Annotated in this window: 19 protein-coding genes and 2 pseudogenes; 12 read left to right on the top strand and 9 right to left on the bottom strand. The window is 67.1% G+C overall.

What is annotated here, in order from left to right; all coding sequences use genetic code 11:
* A pseudogene (locus V6M46_RS04850) lies at window positions 1–643 on the top strand (TIM barrel protein); the annotation flags it as partial.
* A complete protein-coding gene (locus tag V6M46_RS04845) occupies window positions 640–1824 on the top strand; it encodes an ROK family transcriptional regulator (RefSeq protein ID WP_332662647.1) in 1185 nt (394 codons plus the stop codon). The pseudogene V6M46_RS04850 and the gene V6M46_RS04845, both read left to right, overlap by 4 nt.
* A 70-nt stretch (window positions 1825–1894) precedes the next feature.
* Here V6M46_RS04845 and V6M46_RS04840 read toward each other — a convergent pair whose 3' ends face one another.
* A complete protein-coding gene (locus V6M46_RS04840; protein ID WP_332662646.1) occupies window positions 1895–2692 on the bottom strand; it encodes a magnesium transporter in 798 nt (265 codons plus the stop codon).
* 584 nt (window positions 2693–3276) lie between these two features.
* Between V6M46_RS04840 and V6M46_RS04835 the strand changes: the two genes are divergently transcribed.
* The 5 genes from V6M46_RS04835 (at window position 3277) to V6M46_RS04815 (ending at window position 7600) form a co-directional block, all read left to right on the top strand.
* The gene (locus tag V6M46_RS04835) at window positions 3277–3783 is read left to right on the top strand and encodes a hypothetical protein (protein WP_332662645.1); all 507 of its coding nucleotides are present in this window, start codon (window positions 3277–3279) and stop codon (window positions 3781–3783) included.
* A gap of 83 nt (window positions 3784–3866) precedes the next feature.
* Window positions 3867–4463, top strand: coding sequence for a hypothetical protein (locus tag V6M46_RS04830; RefSeq protein WP_332662644.1), 597 nt, complete (start codon window positions 3867–3869; stop codon window positions 4461–4463).
* Between the two features lie 457 nt (window positions 4464–4920).
* A complete protein-coding gene (locus tag V6M46_RS04825) occupies window positions 4921–5967 on the top strand; it encodes a hypothetical protein (protein WP_332662643.1) in 1047 nt (348 codons plus the stop codon).
* Window positions 5968–6243: 276 nt separating this feature from the next.
* The gene (locus V6M46_RS04820; protein ID WP_332662642.1) at window positions 6244–6696 is read left to right on the top strand and encodes a pyridoxamine 5'-phosphate oxidase family protein; all 453 of its coding nucleotides are present in this window, start codon (window positions 6244–6246) and stop codon (window positions 6694–6696) included.
* Between the two features lie 283 nt (window positions 6697–6979).
* A complete protein-coding gene (locus tag V6M46_RS04815; protein WP_332662641.1) occupies window positions 6980–7600 on the top strand; it encodes a pyridoxamine 5'-phosphate oxidase family protein in 621 nt (206 codons plus the stop codon).
* Window positions 7601–7715: 115 nt separating this feature from the next.
* On the opposite strand, the gene V6M46_RS04810 is transcribed toward V6M46_RS04815, so the two are convergent.
* Both V6M46_RS04810 and V6M46_RS04805 read right to left on the bottom strand, forming a co-directional pair.
* Window positions 7716–8216 (bottom strand): ester cyclase, encoded by a 501-nt coding sequence (locus V6M46_RS04810; protein ID WP_332662640.1) that lies wholly within the window; start codon window positions 8214–8216, stop codon window positions 7716–7718.
* Between the two features lie 74 nt (window positions 8217–8290).
* Entirely contained in the window at window positions 8291–8815 is a 525-nt protein-coding gene (locus V6M46_RS04805; RefSeq protein ID WP_332662639.1) for a 2'-5' RNA ligase family protein, read from the bottom strand.
* 223 nt (window positions 8816–9038) lie between these two features.
* On the opposite strand from V6M46_RS04805, the gene V6M46_RS04800 reads away from it, so the two are divergent.
* Together V6M46_RS04800 and V6M46_RS04795 are read left to right on the top strand one after the other, a co-directional pair.
* Window positions 9039–9608: a DUF4389 domain-containing protein gene (locus tag V6M46_RS04800; protein ID WP_332662638.1), complete on the top strand. Its 570-nt coding sequence runs from the start codon at window positions 9039–9041 to the stop codon at window positions 9606–9608.
* A gap of 192 nt (window positions 9609–9800) precedes the next feature.
* Entirely contained in the window at window positions 9801–10178 is a 378-nt protein-coding gene (locus tag V6M46_RS04795) for a hypothetical protein (protein WP_332662637.1), read from the top strand.
* Between the two features lie 97 nt (window positions 10179–10275).
* On the opposite strand, the gene V6M46_RS04790 is transcribed toward V6M46_RS04795, so the two are convergent.
* Entirely contained in the window at window positions 10276–10647 is a 372-nt protein-coding gene (locus V6M46_RS04790; protein ID WP_332662636.1) for a DUF5655 domain-containing protein, read from the bottom strand.
* Between the two features lie 164 nt (window positions 10648–10811).
* Here V6M46_RS04790 and V6M46_RS04785 point away from each other — a divergent pair, with 164 nt between their 5' ends.
* The 3 genes from V6M46_RS04785 (at window position 10812) to V6M46_RS04775 (ending at window position 13264) form a co-directional block, all read left to right on the top strand.
* A complete protein-coding gene (locus tag V6M46_RS04785) occupies window positions 10812–11267 on the top strand; it encodes a hypothetical protein (RefSeq protein WP_332662635.1) in 456 nt (151 codons plus the stop codon).
* A gap of 315 nt (window positions 11268–11582) precedes the next feature.
* Window positions 11583–12506, top strand: a complete 924-nt coding sequence (locus tag V6M46_RS04780; protein WP_332662634.1) for an ATP-binding cassette domain-containing protein — start codon at window positions 11583–11585, stop codon at window positions 12504–12506.
* Window positions 12503–13264, top strand: coding sequence for an ABC transporter permease (locus V6M46_RS04775; RefSeq protein ID WP_332662633.1), 762 nt, complete (start codon window positions 12503–12505; stop codon window positions 13262–13264). Before V6M46_RS04780 ends, V6M46_RS04775 begins: the two co-directional genes overlap by 4 nt.
* On the opposite strand, the gene V6M46_RS04770 is transcribed toward V6M46_RS04775, so the two are convergent.
* The 5 genes and pseudogenes from V6M46_RS04770 to acnA all read right to left on the bottom strand — a co-directional run.
* Window positions 13261–14484 (bottom strand): ROK family protein, encoded by a 1224-nt coding sequence (locus tag V6M46_RS04770; RefSeq protein ID WP_332662632.1) that lies wholly within the window; start codon window positions 14482–14484, stop codon window positions 13261–13263. The genes V6M46_RS04775 and V6M46_RS04770 overlap by 4 nt on opposite strands.
* Before the next feature lie 3 nt (window positions 14485–14487).
* Window positions 14488–15759 carry a sugar ABC transporter permease gene (locus V6M46_RS04765; protein ID WP_332662631.1) on the bottom strand — a complete coding sequence of 424 codons (1272 nt, stop codon included), beginning with the start codon at window positions 15757–15759 and terminating at the stop codon, window positions 14488–14490.
* A 14-nt stretch (window positions 15760–15773) separates the two neighbouring features.
* Window positions 15774–16553 (bottom strand): ATP-binding cassette domain-containing protein, encoded by a 780-nt coding sequence (locus tag V6M46_RS04760; protein ID WP_332662630.1) that lies wholly within the window; start codon window positions 16551–16553, stop codon window positions 15774–15776.
* Window positions 16554–16654: 101 nt separating this feature from the next.
* The gene (locus V6M46_RS04755; protein ID WP_332662629.1) at window positions 16655–17698 is read right to left on the bottom strand and encodes a sugar ABC transporter substrate-binding protein; all 1044 of its coding nucleotides are present in this window, start codon (window positions 17696–17698) and stop codon (window positions 16655–16657) included.
* Between the two features lie 237 nt (window positions 17699–17935).
* Window positions 17936–18547, bottom strand: a pseudogene (acnA, locus tag V6M46_RS04750) (aconitate hydratase); the annotation flags it as partial.

Raw genomic sequence — 18547 nt, 5'->3', positions numbered from 1 at the left:
TGACATCAAGTTCGCGATCGAGCCCAAGCCCAACGAGCCCCGCGGCGACATCCTGCTGCCGACGATCGGCCACGCGCTGGCGTTCATCGAGACGCTCGACCGCTCCGAGAACGTCGGCGTCAATCCCGAGATCGGCCACGAGGAGATGGCCGGCCTCAACGCTGCCCACGGCTATGCGCAGGCGATGTGGCAGGGCAAGCTGTTCCACATCGACCTCAACGGCCAGACCGGTCCCCGCTACGACCAGGACTTCCGCTTCGGCGCCGGCAACGTACGTGGTGCGTTCTGGGTCGTCGACACGCTGCTGACCGGTGGATACGACGGCCCCGTGCACTTCGACTTCAAGACGCCGCGCACCGAGGACGACGAAGGTGTGTGGGCGGCGGCCAAGGGCTGCATGACCAACTACCTGGTCCTGCGTGAGAAGGCACTCGCCTTCCGCGCCGACCCGGAGGTGCAGGAGGCCCTCGCGGCCGCCAAGCTGCCGGAGCTCGCGCAGCCGACGCTGTCCGAAGGTGAGGGTTGGGCCGACCTGGAGGCGGCACAGCTCGCCGACCCCGACGCGCTCGCTGTCCGCGGCGCCGGGTTCGAGCACCTCGACCAGCTCGCGCTCGAGTACCTCTACGGGGTGCGCGGAGGGTGACCCTCAACGGGGTCCCGACGGGGACGGAGTACGTACGCCGGCAGAACACCGGCCTCGTGCTGCGCTCCCTGCGGGCCGACGGGCCGGCGACGCGTACCGAGCTGGCCCGTCGCACCGGCCTCGCCAAGGCGACCGTCGGCACGATCGTCGCCGAGCTCGAGGCCGCTCGCGCGGTGTCCCAGGACGGCTCCGTGCCGTCGGGGCGCGGGCGGCCCGGCCGGCCGGTCACGCTGACGGGTGAGTCGATCCTCGGGCTCGGACTCGAGGTCAACGTCGACTACGTCGCCGCGGTCGCCCTCGACCTTGCCGGCAACGTACGGATCGTCGAGACCCGCCCCGTCGCCACCGCCGGCACGCCACCGAGCACCGCGGAGCTCATCGAGCTGGCGACCGACGTCCGTACCGCGCTGGTCGACGACGGCCACACCGTCGTCGGTGCGACGGTCGCCGTGCCGGGGCTCGTCGCGCACGACAACCGCACCGTCTCGTGGGCGCCCAACCTGGGCTGGGACGGCCGGCACCTCGCGGCCGAGCTCGAGCAGGCGTTCGGCGGCGCATGCCCCACGACGATCGACAACGACGCCAACTGCGCCGCCCTCGCCGAGGCCGCCCACGGCGTGACCACCGACGTCACTCATTCTCTCTACATCACCGGCACGATCGGCATCGGCGCCGGCATCGTGCAGGACGGGCGGCTCGTACGTGGCGGCGCCGGGTTCGCCGGCGAGGTCGGCCACATGCCGATCGGCGACCCCGCGCGCGTGTGCGGGTGTGGCCGCCTGGGCTGTTGGGAGGCGTCGATCGGCCTGCGCGCGATGCTCAGCGCGGTCGGCCTCGACGAGGAGGACACTCCCCTGCAGACGGCCGTCGCCGTCGCGGACCTCGCCGCCCGCGACCCCATCACGCGTGATGCGCTCGCCGCCCTCGGCCGCGAGCTCGGCACCGGCCTCGCCACCCTCGCCGCCGTCCTCGACCCCGCCGCGATCGTCCTCGGCGGCTACTTCGTCCCCCTCGGCGCGTACGTTGTGCCCGCCGCAGGCCAGGTCCTCGCCGAGCGCCTCCCCTCGGCGTCGATCCACCTGCCGCAGATCCGCCTCAGCTCTCTCGGCATCCACGCCGCAGCGCTGGGCGCCGCCGAGGACGCCCTCGCCGACGTCTACGCCGGCGCCCTCGCGTTGTAGCGGCAGCGCTGCCCATGCTCCCGGGGATGCCGCGCTCACCGTCGCGCCGACCGCCCAGACCTGTGCGGGGTCACGTGGCGATGGCCACCGCGGTGAGGAAGTAGACCGAGACGGTGAGCAGGTCCTGGATCACTGTTGCGATCGGTCCGGAGCCGAAGGCCGGGTCCTTTCCGAGGCGATGGAGCATCCACGGCAGGAGCAGAGCGACGCACGTGGCGATCACTGATGCCGCGAACATCGACACGGCAACTGAGGCCGCTATGTCGACTTCTCCCCACCCCACCCAGACAAGTGGGAACGCGAGGCTCCCCAGGGTCAGCCCCAGGAGCCCGCCGGTGACAACCTCGCGAACGGCCACCCGCCGGATCCCGACACCGAGGGACAACCCGCGGATCGCGAGCGTCTCAGTCTGCATGCCGACCGCTGCAGCGATGTAGACGACGCCCGGCACGAAGTACGCAATCAGGACCTGCTCCTCGAGCTGCTCACCGAACGCACTGACGACCACAGCGGCGAGCAGGGCGCCCATCAGACCGATCAGGAGCCAGGGCAGCCTGTGAAACAGGCGTCGACCCACGCGTTCGGTGCTCGCCGAACGAGCGGCTGACGCACTCCCGAGGAACCCGCCCAGCCGCGCCATGTCCTCGTCGTGCTCCTCGAGCAGGACGGCGAGCAGTGACTGTGCCGAGATGAGTCCGCGGAAGCGGCCGCGGGCGTCGACCACCGCGATGCCCGGCTCGCCGTGCTGGACGGCCGCCCAGGCGACGTGCTCCTGGTGGGTATCCGGAGCAACGGTCGGCGGGTCACCGTCCATGACCATCTCGACAGTGGCGTCGGACGGGGCGCTCAGCAGCCGCTCGATCGCCACGACGCCCACCAAGAGCTCTCCGTCGCAGACTGCGGCGACCGAAGCGCTGTCATACTCATGGCCCCTGAGCCGGGCCAGCAGCGCCGAAACTTCTTCACTCCTCGACGTGACCGGCACACGAGTGCTGGCGTGCCGTTCCGCCACCCGCAGCAAGTCGTCAGGGGGGCTCTTTGGAGCGTCCTCCTCAGCACCGATCATGACGCTATCGTGGCACGACCTGAGTGCCGAGAGAATGCGTCTCCGCTCGCGTCCTACCGCCGCATCACCTTGCCCAGATTGCTGCCGTCTCAGCCTGTCCGCGCGCGGACCCAGATGTGGTGCCCGGCGCGACCAATGTGCCGGGCGTGGCAGGACCATTGACCCTGTCGCCTGGAGAAAGTCAGGGATGACGCTGAGATCGTCGGCCGCACAGTCGTTGGTGAGGGGATGTGATCGAGATGGTCGCTGGGCGAGGGGTATCCACGCGCCAGCTGATTGCCGAAGTCGGCGACGTCGCGCACGATGTGCCTGCCTTTCTCACCTCGCCGCTGTACCGGCGCTGGCACCGGCACTGGGGCGCCACGGCAGCGGAGCAAGCCGGGTCGATGCCCGGGGACGACCTGCTCCGGCGTGCTCAGTTCCGCGCAACCAGAGCGATCACGATCGACGCACCGCCACAGGCAGTCTGGCCGTGGCTGGTGCAGGTGGGGGCACGTCGGGCCGGCTGGTACAGCAACGACCTGCTCGACAACCTCGGCCAGCCGAGTGCCACCAGGGTCGTGCCCGAGCTGCAGCACCTCGAGGTCGGCCAATGGGTGCCCATGGCGCCCTCGGGTCCGCCTTCGGACCGCAACGCGTTCAAGGTCCACTCCTTCGAGGTCAACCAGTGGCTGCTGTGGACCAAGCCCGACAGCACCTGGGCGTGGCGGCTGACACCGACCGAAGGTGGCACTCGTCTCGTCACCCGGATCCAGGCCATCTACGACTGGAGCCGCCCGCTGGGAGCACTGTCTGCGGTGGTGCTCATGGAGTTCGGGGACTTCGCCATGCAACGCAGGATGTTGCGCGGGATCAAGGCGCGGGCCGAGGCCATCGTCGGAGGCGGCACATGAGAACCGCGTCCGGCCAGGATCGTGTCGCCCGAGGTGTCGATCGGCTGCCGCCGGCCACGACCCTCCTCGGCCTTCTCACCTTGGTGGCGTCGGTGTTGTACTTCGGATCCGACGTCGTCGAGGCGCTCCAAGGCGGATTCTCGGCCGGCCAGTTGTGGCTCACGCTCCTTGCCGAGGCGGCGATCCCGATCTTCGTCATTGGACTCGCAGCCGCGCAACGGCCACGCCTGGGACGTCTCGGAGTGCTCGCCGCCGTGGGCTACGCATACAGCTATGTCGTCTTCACCGGAACGGTGGTGTACGCGCTCGTGAACGACACCAAAAACTACGAGGAGCTGACCGACCAGCTCGGTGCGGTGATGACCGTGCATGGTGCGGTGATGGTGGTTGCCGGACTCGGATTCGGTCACGCCGTGCTCCGCGCGAGAACGCTTCCGGCGTGGACAGCTCTCGCGTTGATGGCCGGGGTCGTGCTGGTCGCCGTCACTCAGACGCTGCCTGAAGGCGCGCAGTTGGCAGCTGCGGGCGTCCGCGACCTGGGCTTCGCCGGCATGGGCGCTGCAATGCTGCGGACACCGGCCGGGAGGACCCGATCCCGATCGCATACCTCAAATTTTGGTGGCCAGGAGCCTGCTGCCACGGGCAAGATCCGACCGTCACACGGACGGCAACGAACGTAGGCTGATCGATTCGTCGCGGGGCCCCATAGACGTTGATTCGGGAGCAGCGCATGACCGCAACCGTCAAGAACGCACGAGAACATTTGCGGCTGGCCCTAGTCCATTGGCGGAGGCATTTGGCCCCTTCGGGCTATGGCTGATGAGGCGGCAAAGCGAGGACGCTGATGTGGAACCCGCCCGCTGACCGGGCAAGCGGAGGTGCGGAAGGTCCCGGGCATGGAGGCAGAACTATGCGAAAGTCCTTGGCAACCATGCTCGCGGCCATGGTCGCCGCTCCGATCGTCGCTATCAGCCTGGCCGCGCCAGCCGGCGCCAGCCGGCACGACGGCACGTCCCTGTACGTCAGCGATTACCACTCATGCAATTCCTGGCGGGTGCCCAATTACCACAGCACCGGTAACTACTGGGGCTGCTACACCTGAGCAATTCAAGACCGAGTCGTTGAGCGGAGAAGGACATGTCTGTTGCGAACGAGCACGGCAGTTTCGTGCAGCGCCTCAAGGAGCGCCATGGGCAGGACGACGATGCGGCTCGTCGGGCCGACCGTCTTCTTGACCTGGGCTCGACCCAAGCTTCCGAGATTCGCAGGATCCTCCCGCAAGCCGAGTCCGAGGCGATCAAGTCAGCAGCCCGCGAAGCGCATGCGAGCCAGCCGGGAGGCCCCGGGCTCCGTTTCCATTCGCTGGCCGAGGCCGGGCGTCGCGGCGTTGATCTCGATCTGCTGAGATCCACCCAGCGATCCAACCGCCATCTGGTCGATGACGTCTTGCGCGGCGAGGGCGCGTTCTCGCGGGGCGAGCTCACCGTTCGGCCGCTGGAAGCCCCCTTCGACTGGCCACCCATGGTGGAGCCACCGCTGGCGGTAAGCACCGTCTTTCACCCGCCCTTCGCCGAGGGTTGGGAGCGCGCGAGCTTCAGACAGGCCATCGGCGGCGGGAGCGTCCCGACGTATGACAGCTACCTCGACCCTCAATGGGGCCGGCTCGGCAGTCGCATGGTTGCTCAAAACCACGACGCCGGTGACATCGACCAGCTCAATGTCCTCCACTACTGCGGCTTCCTCGTCCCCTTCACCACACCGAACACCTCCCCTCTCATGATCACGGTCGATCTGACGTGCCTTGTCTGCGAGCACAAGATTTCCACCTCGGACGAATGGGGCTGGTCAGAGTTCGTCGCCTTCACCCAGTCCGGTGTGGCGCTTGACGTGTTCTGGGAACACGACGACGGCGCGCCAATGACCGAGGACTTCAGGCAGCGCTTCGTCCCGGGCCTGGACGCCAGCGGTGACGGCGAGAGCTTCCCCGGCCTGAAGGTGATCGTCGGCCCAGGCGAGCGACGTTCGCTGAACTTCCTCACCGACGTCGCCTTCCCCGCAGGCAAGACGGTCTGGGTCTTCGTCGGCATGTCCGACTTCATGTACGCCAGGTTGAACGACGTCAGCATCGACATCTCCATGGACACGGCCTGGCAACTGACCTCGTTGACCGTCACGGCCCTGTAGGTCAGGGCGATTGCGTCTTATCGCCGCTTGCGGTGGACGGCTCCTCAGCCGCACAGAGATTCCCAGCCGCTGACCCGCCATTTCGCCGCCGCTGCGACGGATGTTTCCAGCGCCGACTATGACGCGTGAGCGAGTCGTACCTTCGCTCGGTCAAGAGGCTCGATCGCCTCGACGCCGGTGGTGGCTGGAAAGCAGTCGAATGAGGACCAACGCCCCTAAGTGGGCCGCCGAGCCCGTGTGACGCTGGTCGACAGAGGTGGGATGGAGGTGCTCAGGATGTCCGACCCCGTGCAGCTCAGCTATTGGCAGTGTGAGTCTGTCCTTCGCGCCGAGGTCCTGGGACGCATCGCGTTCTCTGCACCCGACGGCCCGCACATCCTGCCGATCAACTATTCGGTGGTCGATGAAGCGATCATCGTGCGCACCTCGCCAGACAGCCTCCTGGCGGCTCATGGTTGCGGCGTCACGGTTGCCTTCGAGGTCGACTACATCAACCACACCTACCGCCGCGGTTGCAGCGTCGTGGCCCGTGGTGAGACGGAGATCGTTGCGGATCCGGCTGAGGTGGCGCACATCTATCGGGTGTGGGAACCACAACCGTGGGCCGGCGGCACGCGGCCCTTGCTCCTCCGACTTCGGTGGAGAGAGCTGAGCGGACGCCAACTGGATCCCAGCTGGGATCCGCTGTCCGAGGTGCCGGTACGCCGGACTGAAAGCCGACCCCGCTGACCCATGGGCCGAGCTCTGATGCAAACGCGTGGATCGCCCACGCCCGCACGATGACGGCATCGCGACTGTCACCACGTCGGCCACGTCGGCCATCGCCTCATGGTGTCGTGGTCGGCAGTAACCGCGTCACCTCGCCTCGTCTGCACGTGAGATGGCGATGGTGTCGAAACAAGATGTGTGCGGCTTTCTCCTCGACGTGACTCAACGGGGGGATCACACTTGTGACTGAGGCTGGGCACGGTGGTCCGATCGGCTCATCTGGCTCGGCCGGTCAGGAGGATCCATGGCTTCCGGGTACCACGACGGCAGTCGCTCGCTGCAAGACCGGTTCGACACGCGAGCGCTGGCCGACCGTATCGACGGGCTGCTCGTCAGCGACACCATCAGCGAGGGTGACCGTGCCTTCATCGAGAGTCGCGACATGTTCTTCCTCGCGACGGCCGACGGCGAGGGACGACCAACGTGCTCGTACAAGGGCGGCGAGCCGGGCTTCGTCCGCGTGTTGGATCCCCACACCCTGGTCTTTCCCAACTACGACGGCAACGGCATGTACCTGTCCACCGGCAACGTCCTGGTGAACCCCGACGTGGGGCTGCTGTTCATCGACTTCGAGCGAGGCCACCGGATGCGGCTGGAGGGAATGGCAAGCATCGATCTCGACGACCCGCTGCGGGGTGACTACCCCGAAGCCCAGTTCGTCGTCCGCGTCAGCGCGCGAGCCGTCTACCCGAACTGCCCGCGCTACATCCACCGCTACCAGCTCGTGCAACGATCGCGGTTCGTACCACGCAGCGACTGCCTGACGCCGGTCCCGGCGTGGAAGCGCTCCGACTGGGCTGCCGACGCACTGCCCGAGAACGACCCGGCCCGCGACCCCGGTGAACGCGAGGTGCTCGGGAGATGAGATCCGCACGCTGAAACACCGACGCTGGACCGCGGCAGCAGTCTTCTCGCCGCGAGCATTCGTGTCTGGCGGCGCGGCCCGTCGACTCCGCGCCGAGCGCTGTCCTTGACGGTCCTCAGCCAGGCATCATCCCGAGCTGCACCATCATCCCGGCCACGTCGGGGTGTGCGTGGAACTCGGTGATGCGTCCGTCCTTCGCTTTGGCGAAGTAGGTGCCGCGACCAGTCACCTCCCGGCCAGTGGCCGGTAGTTCCTGGCCCCCCATCTCCAGGGGTCCGGTGTTGGTACCGGTGAACTCGAGCTCGCACGCGACCGAGTCCTCACCCACGACCCGGTTGGTCTCGCGCGCCCGCATATCCGGGAACGCGGTATACCAGGCCTGCATGTAGTCCCGGATCTCCTCGCTCGACGTCATCGGAGTCGGCACACTGTCATCGATGTAGACGAAGTCGTCCGCGAACAGGGCCGTGAAACCGTCAACGTCATGGGCATCCCAGGCGGCCATCCCTCGGTCGTCCAGGGCAATGAGCTCATCTACCGTCATCTTGATCCCCTTTCGGTGGGCATTGGGACAAATTCCAGATTGCTCCCGGCCCATCGTGATGACAAGGGCCACATGGACCTCAGACCAGTCCTGTCGTCAGATGGCCGTTCTCACGGCGGCGCCGCCCTCCGAGGGGCCCGAACCGGTCAGGGAATGTGGGCCAGTGGCCAGGTCTCGCCGGTCGAGCTGTCCACCAACGCCGCGCGGTCGACGTTGAGCGTCAACGGCAGTATGTCGGCGATTGCGGTGGCGACTGTGGCCAACCTGGCTCCCGGTGCACTGGTGGCCACCGACACGTGCGGCACCCAGCCGCCGGGTCGGTAGTTGCGGTGCAGGTCTGCGCCGGTTTCCACCACGGCCGAGACGACTTGCTGCTGGCGCCTCGCGAGGTCGGCCGAGATCGCCGGGGCGAGGGCCGCGCGGCCTCTCGGAAACGCCAGCGTGCCGTGGAACGACATCGTGAACGGGCCCGCGTCTGACAGCCCGGCCAACGTCGCCTGTACGCGCGACAGATCCCAGCTGCGCAGCACGGCGTACGACAGATGCGGATGGTGGTGGCCGTGGGTGTGGGTCGCCATGGTGTGGACGCCAGCCGTCTCCAGCCGGGACCAGAGGTCGCGCACGACGCGATCTGAAGGAGGATCGAAGAGAAGGCAGATGGCGAGAGCCATGTGCCCAGAATCGCCGAGGATGTGAGTGGCGTCGAGCACCGCGTCTCAGAGTCGTCACAATTCCGAGTGCTGGGGCTTGCCGCTGAACCGGAATCCATGGGGGCTTGCCTGCCGACGCCAAATGGCGTGGAATCGAACCACACCCGAGGAGGTGCGACTGATGCAGCAGGTGACGTACCCCGTTCAGTTCTCCGTGGACTACCCAGATCGAACCATGAATCGGATGAGCACAGCTTTCCGGATCTTCGCGGCCATCCCCATCATCATCGTGCTCGGCGCGGTCTCTGGCGGGACCTGGCAGTGGTCGGCCGAAAACGGCACTGCGACCACATTCGGGGGCGCCGGTGGCCTGCTGTTCCTGGGGCCACTTCTGATGATCGTGTTCCGCGAGAAGTATCCCCGGTGGTGGTTCGACTGGAACCTCGAGCTGCAGCGATTCGGAAACCGGACCGGGGCCTACTTGGCGCTCATGGACGACCGGTACCCCTCCACCACCGACCACCAGTCCGTTCATCTCGAGTACGCCTATCCCGACGCCGCCAGCGATCTCAACCGGTGGCTGCCCCTGGTCAAGTGGTTCCTGGCCATCCCGCACTACATCGTGCTGTTCTTCCTGTGGATCGCCGCGGTGGTCGTGGTGATCGTCGCGTGGTTCGCGATCCTGTTCACCGGCCGCTACCCCAAGGGCATCTTCGACTTCGTGGAGGGCGTCCTCCGCTGGCAGAACCGGGTCGTTGCCTATGCCCTCGTCCTGGTCACTGACAGCTACCCACCGTTCCGGCTGGCACCCTGACGCATCTGCGACACTCGCGGACTGGTCCGCTCACGTGAGGTCTGAGGTTTGGCCTTTGGCCCTTGAACTTGCCTGTAGACAGACTGTCTGTTGACCACTACTTTGCTCTGTGAGCCACCTCACATCGACCCGCGCTGGGAGGGACTCGCAGGGACTTCTCGCGTGAGAAGTCCTGACGAAAAGGGGGAAGCAGTGAAGCGATTTACACGACTGGCAGGGGCGGCCGTCATGGCCGTCGGCGCGTTGACCGCGATCTCACCACTGACTGCGAGTACGGCAGGCGCCGCGAGCCCATGCACCCAGCCCAAGTGGGACATCCACCCCGACAGAATCAGCACCGGCACCTTCAGCTGGGGAGACGGCACAGCCATCCGCACCGCCGGCTACGTCGACTGCACGATCGTCGGACGGGGATATCCCAGCCAAGGAATCGACGTGCACTGCAGCCGCCAGAACGACAACGGCTTGTGGTGGGTGTACGCCCGCAACACGAGCACCGGCAAGGCCGGATGGGCCAGGTACGACGCCGTCTACACGACGGGCAGTGTCCTGCCGCCCAGCTGTTCGTAAACACCATTCACGGAGAGGGTCGGCACGTGGCCGGCCCTCTCCGCTGTGTGCCAGGACCGGGCGTCGTGCGCGGGATTCGCCGATGAGCGCTCTCCACTCAACCGGCGTGTGCGTACGCCTCGCCGAGCCATCCCCGAATCTCGTCGTCGATCTGACTGACGTCGCGGATCTCAATGTGGTGCATCCAGACCTTGGCCGACGGGTGCACGACGGATTTGAAACGATCGGACTTGACCTCGCGCGGAAGTGCGATCGACAGCACGGCCGGCACGGGATTGTTCACGTACTGCCCGGGACGCCATACCCAGGCGAAGCCCCGGCGCCGCCGGAAGGCAACCTGGCTCTTCGTCACGTTCACCGACACCTCGCCGATGGTGGCCACCACCTGCTCAATCCTGCGACAGATCGCCAGGCTCTCTGGGAACCCACCGAAGAGCGCAGTGAGATCTCGCTCCTCGTCACCGTGCATCCACGGAGCCTAGTTCGGGTCCGGTCGCTGGATCGAGTTCATGCGCGCACGGTAGGTACGGCAATCTCCCCTACCGCTCTCATTCAGCGCAAAAGACCCGGATACGCCTGCCGTACGTGCCAGAATGTGCGTGCGTTCTATGACGCATCCACAAGGAGGCTTTCATGTCGAGCCATCGGGAACAGATCATTGCCGCGGCGGCCGGAAAGGTCGCCGAACCCATCCTCGGGGCAGCGTTTGCGAAGCCACGCGGCGCGACGACAGCCGGCATCGGCGGGGGCCTGATCGTCGACGCCATCGGCGGGAAGAAGGTCAGCGACCAGACCGAGGGAGCGAAAGCTGCCGGCATCATCCTCGGCAATCCCGGAGCGGTCGCCGTGACATCCACGAGCCTCGTGACGATGCAGGTCAAGGTGAGCATGATGGGGCAGATCAAGGAGATCACCGAGATCCTGAGCACCGTCCCGCTGGCGGAGGTCGACTCCCTCGAGGTCAAGCGCATGGGCGCGGCCGGCGTCATGGAGATCAGCGCGCACGGCAATGCGTTCAAGCTCGAAGGCAAAGCCGGTGACATGAAGGAGTTCGCCTCGGCGTTCGAGCAGGCCAAAGCGACCGCCTGAAGTGCCTGGCCAGTCAGCCAGTCAGCCGGTACGTCAGTCCCGCTCCCCTCAACCAGTCAGGCCGGAGCATCGGTCAGGCGGAGCCGGTGGCGAGCGCCCGCGCCACGCGCTCCTCCAGCGGACGCGGGTAGCGCTGCACGCCGTTCGGCAGATCCGCGGTCTGCCCGCTCAAGATGGCATCGAGCCCGAGCAGCGTCCATCACTCAAGTACACCAGTTGACGGCTTCCAGGTGCGGTGTCACATTGACAAAGATGCCCGCAGCATCAGGATCGACTGAGGGCAGGTTCACGGGGGCTGTGCGGAGAGGCTGACCGTTGAGCGTTGCCATCGAGCTGAGCGGCATCACCAAGAGCTTCGGGCAGGTGCGCGCGGTCGACGACGTGAGCGCGGTGGCGAGACCGGGTGAGGTGACGGCCCTGCTCGGGCCCAACGGGGCCGGCAAGACCACGACCCTGCGGATCCTGCTCGGGCTCGTGGCACCCGACAAGGGCACCGCGACGTTCGGCGGCAAGCGATACGACGAGCTGACGAGCCCTGTCCGTCAGGTCGGCGCGGTCCTCGAGGCTGCGGGCTACCACCCGGGCCGTACCGCGCTCGACCATCTGGCCGTCCTCGTGACAGCGTCCGGACTCCCCCAGGACGCGCCTGAGCGGGTGCTCGCCGAGGTGGACCTGACGGCGGATGCCCGACGGCGGGTCGGGGGGTTCTCCCTCGGGATGCGCCAGCGGCTGGGGCTGGCCTCCGCGATGCTCGGTGACCCGGGCGTGCTGGTTCTGGACGAGCCGACAAACGGCCTCGACCCGCCGGGCGTGAGGTGGCTGCGCGGGTATGTGCGTCGGCTCGCGGACGAGGGTCGCACAGTGCTGTTGTCCAGCCATGCGCTGAGCGAGGTCGAGCTGACCGCCGACCACGTGCTGGTCCTGGCGCATGGCCGGCTGCTCCGATCGTCGAGCCTCGCCGAGATGCGTGCCGAGGCGGGCGTCGGCTCGACGGTGCGTACGCCTGACGCGGACCGACTTGGCGCCGTGCTCGAGGCGGCCGGCCACACCTTCCGCCGTACGGACGAGGAGCTCGCCGTCGACGCGACACCCGAGCAGGTCGGAGAGCTGGCGGCCGAGCACAGGGTCGTGCTGCACGCCCTCGCGGGAACGGCGAACCTGGAGCGGGCGTTCTTCCGGCTCATCCAGGAGGCCGGCCCCGGTGAGAGTCCGGCATCAGTTGAGGAGACGCTGTCGTGAAGGCGCTCCTGCAGGCAGAGCTGCTCAAGGTGCGAAGCACACGCACGCCAATCGGCCTGTTTCTCGCGACAATCGGCTTCGTGGTCCTGACGACCGTGGTGAGCGTCCCGACGGCTGGCAACGAGAGCCCGCCGATCCCACTTGACGATCCGGGCCTCCTGACCGGCGCTGTCGGGTCCAGCTTCGGCGTCCCGCAAGTCGTGATGCTGTTGCTCGGCGCGATGGTCTTCACCCAGGAGTTCCGCTATGGCACGGTGACCTCGACGTACCTGGGCGAACCGCGCCGCACGCGGATCCTCGTCGCGAAGTGGCTGGCGCTGATCATCTTCAGCGTCATCTTGACCATCGTGACCGTCGCCGTGTCGCTGCCGGTCGCCACGGCGCTGATCAACTCGCGAGATGGCGACGTGACGATGGGCACTCTGTTCTGGGAGATGGTCGCCGCCGGGTTCGTCGTCATGGCGGCGTTCGGCGTCATCGGCGTCGCGTTGGGTGCCCTGCTGCGCAACCAGATCGTCGCCGTCCTCATCGTCCTGGTCTGGATGCTCATGGTCGAGCAGATCGTCATCCACGACTACCCCACAGTCGGGCGCTGGATGCCCGGAGGATCGACGTACGCGCTGATGCAGCAAGGCCCCGCGAATGGACTGGGCGACAAGCTCCTTTCCGTACCGTCGGCCGGGATCCTCCTGGCCGCGTACGTCACCCTGGCAGTCGTCCTTGCCCTCCGGCTGACGCCGAAGCGGGACGTCCTCTAGCCGGCCAGGGCTGCTTCGACGTCCAGACAGGCCGTGGCCAGGCGGCCGACGGGGTCGGCCAGGAGTGGCTCGAAGGCGAGCTCGGCCGCACCGTGGAGCACGGAGTCACCGCCGAGGCCCGGCAGCGTCACCAGCACCTGCTCGCGCGGTGCCGTGAGAGCGTGCACCGCAAGCTCGGCGTCGACGTCCTCGCGGACGAGCGGGAACAGCGATCGCAGATAGCCGCCCAGCACGATGACCCGCGGGTTGAGCAGGTTGACCGCACCGGCGAGCCCCCGACCGAGGTGCCGGCCGACGATGCGCAGGTCCGGGGTGGCCTCATGGACGCCCTCGAGGAACTCCCCCAGCGCGCCGACCTGATCGGCGGGGCAGCCGATGGCCAGCGCGATGGCAGGCGCGCCGATCTCGGTCTCCCAGCAGCCGCGTGCACCGCAGTGGCACAGCTTGCCGTCGGGGATGAACGGCAGGTGGCCGATCTCGCCGGCGTAGCCACCAGCGCCCTCGAGCTTGCGGCCGCCGACGATGACGCCGGCACCCACACCGACCTCGCCGGACAGGTAGACCAGGTCGTCGACGCCGACCCCGGCACCGCGCAGGTGCTCGGCCAGCGCGCCGAGGTCGGCGTCGTTGCCCAGCACCGGCATGCCGATCGGCCCCAGCCGCTCGGCCAGGATCTTGGTGAACGGGACATCGCGCCAGCCGAGGTTGGGCGCCAGGCGGACGAGCCCGTCGTCACCCCGGATGATGCCCGGCACGCCGAGCCCGACGCCGACCAGGGCGGCGCCGGGCTCGACATCGCGGACGACGAGACGCATCAGGTCGACGACCGACGCCGCGATGGCATCGGGGTCGTGATCAGGCGGCACCGGGCCGGTGGCTCGTGACCGGATGACCCCGCCGAGGCCCACACGGGCGACCGTCAGGCCGTCGACCCGCAGGTCGACCGCCAGGACGTACGCACCCGTGCGCGCCTTGACGTCGACCGACGGGCGTCCGGCGCCGATCCGGGTCCCTGAGGGCTTGGCCTGATCGGCCAGTCCCAGGGACTCCAGCTCGGTCACCAGACCCGCGATCGTGCTGCGGTTGAGACCCATCCGAGCCGTCAGCTCGGCACGAGAGATTCGGCCCGCGCGATGCACGTGCCCGAGAGCTGTCCCGAGATTGTGCCGGCGAACGTCCTCCTGATTCGTGCCGACCCCCGAGCGTCCGGCTGTAGCCATGTTCTATCCCAGGCCCGTAGCCGAACGGCGCCTGCGCGAGATCGCATCCACGCTGGCTGCGAGCAGGAGCACGCCACCGGTGACGAGGAAGTTGATGTACGACGCCTGCGCGAGCAGCCCGAGGCCGTTGGCGATCGTGGCGATCACGAGACCACCGATGACTGCGTCACTGGCCTTGCCCTTGCCGCCGAACAGGCTCGTGCCGCCGATGACGGCCGCACCCACGGCGTAGAGCAGGACGTTGCCGCCACCGGACGAGGTCGAGACCTTGCCGCCGTACGACGCCGCCACGATGCCGCTCAGCGCCGCCATCGACGAGCAGATGATGAACACCGAGATGCGGATGCGGTCCACGTTGATGCCGGCGCGACGGGCCGCTTCGGAGTTGCCACCGACGGCGTAGACGTGCCGGCCCCAGGTGGTGCGGCCGAGCATGAACGTCCAGAAGATCAGGAGCAGTATGACCATCGGGATGACGTACGGAATGCCCTCGATCGGGAAGTTCGGGTTGACGCTGCGGTTCTGGTTGAGCACGTACGTCACGCCGATCAGCACGGCCGCCACGACGACGATCTGCGCGACGACGACCGCGACCGGCTGGTGCTGGAGGCCGAGCGACACCTTGCGACGATGCTGCAACAGCTTCAAGGCGGCGAATGCCGCGATGATCGCGATGGCGCAGATCCAGCCCCACAGGACATCCATGTTGCTGTTGGCGATGCCGCTGATGACTTCCTGGTTGACGCGGACGGATCCGCCCTCACCGATGAGCTTGAGGGTCACACCCTGCAGCCCGAGGAAGAATGCCAGCGTCACGACGAAGGACGGGATTCCGAGCTTCGCCACGAGCGCCCCGATGATCAACCCGATGGCGGCACCGGTCACGAGCGCCGCGGCGACCGAGACGTACCATTCCTGGCCGTGGTCGACGAGGAGGACTCCCATGACGCAGGCGGAGACGCCTCCAGCGACTCCGGCTGACAGGTCGATGTCGCCCAGCAGCAGCACTGGCACGAGCGCCATCGCGAGGATGATGATCGAGCCCGACTGGGTGAGCAGGTTGGCCATGTTGAGGTTCGACAGGAACCGGTCGTTGGCAAAGCCGAACACGATGAACAGCACGACGAGGCCGAGGACGGACGGCAGAGCGCCCATCTCGCCGCCGCGAACCCGGTTGACGTATGCCTGAATGGACTCGCCCAGGGTGTGGGACTGGGTGAGGTCGGACGCGAAGCCCGCTTCCTCGGCTTCTCTTTCGTTGACGGTGTCGGTCATGATGGTCTCCCGAGTCAGGCCGTGGTGGACGGCGACTGGGCGCCGTCGAGGTCAGATGAATGTCCGGTCGTGATGAGCTCCACGACCTGACGGGACGTGACGTCCTTGGTGGCGACATCGGCCGCGACGCGGCCGAGGTAGAGCGCCGTGATGCGATCGGCGACCTCGAAGACATCGGTCAGGTTGTGCGAGATCAGCAGCACGCCCACGCCGGAGTCGGCGAGGCGACGCACGAGGTCGAGCACCTGACGCGTCTGGGCGACACCCAGTGCGGCGGTCGGCTCGTCGAGCAGCACGACGCGCGAGTTCCACAGCACCGACTTGGCGATCGCGACGGTCTGCCGCTGGCCACCAGAGAGGCTCGCGACGCTCTGGCGTACGGACTTGACGGTCCGCACCGACAGCGAGGTCAGCGCCTCGCGTGCCTTGGACTCCATCGTGGTCTCGTCGAGGATGACGCCGTTCTTCTTCTCGCGACCCAGGAACATGTTCTCGACGATGTCGAGGTTCTCGCACAGGGCGAGGTCCTGGTAGACGACCTCGATGCCGAGGGCCGAGGCGTCCTTGGGTCCGTGCACCGTGACGGGCTTGCCGTCGAAGATGTACTCGCCGGAGTCGGCGGGATAGATGCCGGCCAGGGCCTTGACGAGGGTCGACTTGCCGGCGCCGTTGTCACCGACGAGTGCGGTGACCTGTCCGGCATAGATCTTGAGGTCGACGTCGTGGAGCACGTGGACGACACCGAAGCTCTTGTTGATTCCTCGAAGCTCGAGGAGAGGGGCTGTTTCGCTCATGGTGAGCCTTCCAGGGGATACATGGTCCGAGATGGGGTGGTGCAGAGACAGCATCGGGTGCGGTCCCCCGGAGAATGCCCGGAGGACCGCACCCTCAGCAATCAGCTGATGCCAGCGTCAGCGCACAGCTTCGCGTACGCGCCGGTGCACAGGTCTTCAGCCTTCATGTCGCCCGAGTCGATGACAGCCTTGACGTTCGACTTGTCGATCGCGACGGGGTCGAGAAGGTTCGCCGGCACGTCACGGTTGCCCGTGTCGTCCCTTGCGGTACCGGTGGTCTTGGGCTCGTCGCCCTTGACCATCGCGATCGCAGCCTCTGCGAGCGCGCCGGCCTGACCGGTGGCGGACTTCTGGATCGTCATGCACTGATCACCCGTGAGGATGTTCTGCAGACCCTCGACCGTGGCGTCCTGGCCCGTGACCGGGACCTTTCCGTTCTGGCCGTTCTTCTTCAGGATCGAGATGACACCGCCTGCGAGACCGTCGTTGGCCGCGTAGACGCCGTCGACCTTGCCGTCGACCTTGGTGTAGAGCTGCTCGAAGATCGTGACGGCCTTGTCGTTGTCCCAGTCCGGAACGGCCTGCTCAGCAACGTTCTTGTAGGTCGTGATCTTGTCGAGCACGCTGTGAGCACCCTGCGAGAACAGCGTGGCGTTGTTGTCCGTGGGCGAACCGTTGAGGTAGATCAGGTTCGCCTCCTTGTCGCCCAGGCACTTGGCGAGGCCTTCACCCTGGAGGGCGCCGACCTTGCTGTTGTCGTAGGAGATGTAGACGTCGGCCGAGCCACCCAGCGTCAGGCGGTCGTAGTCGATCGTCTTGACGCCCTGCTTCTTGGCCTTCTCCTCGATCGCGGCACCCGAGTCCGAGTCGAGGTTGACGATCGCGAGGACAGTGACGCCGTCGGTGATCATGCCGTCGGCGATCGTGGCCATCTTGTCGGCGTCACCCTCGGCGTTCTGGATGTCGAACTCGACGCCGGCTTCTTCGAACGCCTTGGTCAGGGCCGGACGATCGGCGCTTTCCCAGCGGACCGAGGACTTGGTGTCGGGAAGGATCACACCGATCTTGCCCTTGGCCTTGTCACCGCCGTCGTCGCCGCCGTCGTCGTCGCCACCGCAGGCACTGAGCACGAGGCTCGCACCCATGATTCCTGCAAGTACGAGATTGCGTGTCCGCTTCACACAGACCGCCTCCTATTTCCTCCAGTAGTGCGTCGGGCCGACATTATTTCGTCCACGTGACGCGTTTGTTGTTTGCCACAACCTATACCGTGACCGGGGTCACGTCTAGCGTCCGGGACAACAAATGGGCTACAGGTCGATTACTTCACAATGCAACAGGGGCACCGCCGAGTCGGCGATGCCCCTGACCTGCGGAGATGCTCAGTCGAGCAGGCTCCGCAGCACGTACGGCATGATGCCGCCGTTGCGGTAGTAGTTGGCCTCACCGGGCGTGTCAATCCGGACGACGGCGTCGAACTCGACGTCACCCGCCTTGACGTGCACGGTCTTGGGCGTACGGCCCTCGTTGAGCTCCGTGATGCCGGTGAAGTCGAACGTCTCCTCCCCCGTCAGCCCGAGCGACTCGGCGTTCTGGCCCTCGGGGTACTGCAGCGGGAGGACGCCCATGCCGATCAGGTTGGAGCGGTGGATGCGCTCGTAGGACTCGGCGATGACGACCTTGACGCCGAGCAGCGCGGTGCCCTTGGCGGCCCAGTCGCGCGACGAGCCGGAGCCGTACTCCTTGCCCGACAGGACGACCAGCGGGACGCCGGCCGCCTGGTAGGCCTCCGACGCCTCGAACACCGTCGTGACCTCGCCGCCGTCGATCAGGTTGCGGGTGAAGCCGCCCTCGGTGCCCGGCGCCATCTGGTTGCGCAGGCGGATGTTGGCGAACGTGCCGCGGATCATGACCTCGTGGTTGCCGCGACGCGATCCGTACGAGTTGAAGTCGCGCGGCTCGATGCCGTGCTCCGACAGGTACTTGCCGGCCGG

It is taken from the genome of Aeromicrobium sp. (assembly GCF_036676885.1).
Lineage (GTDB): Bacteria > Actinomycetota > Actinomycetes > Propionibacteriales > Nocardioidaceae > Aeromicrobium.
Note: the sequence above shows the minus strand (reverse complement) of the source record. Positions and strands in the feature narration are given on the sequence as shown.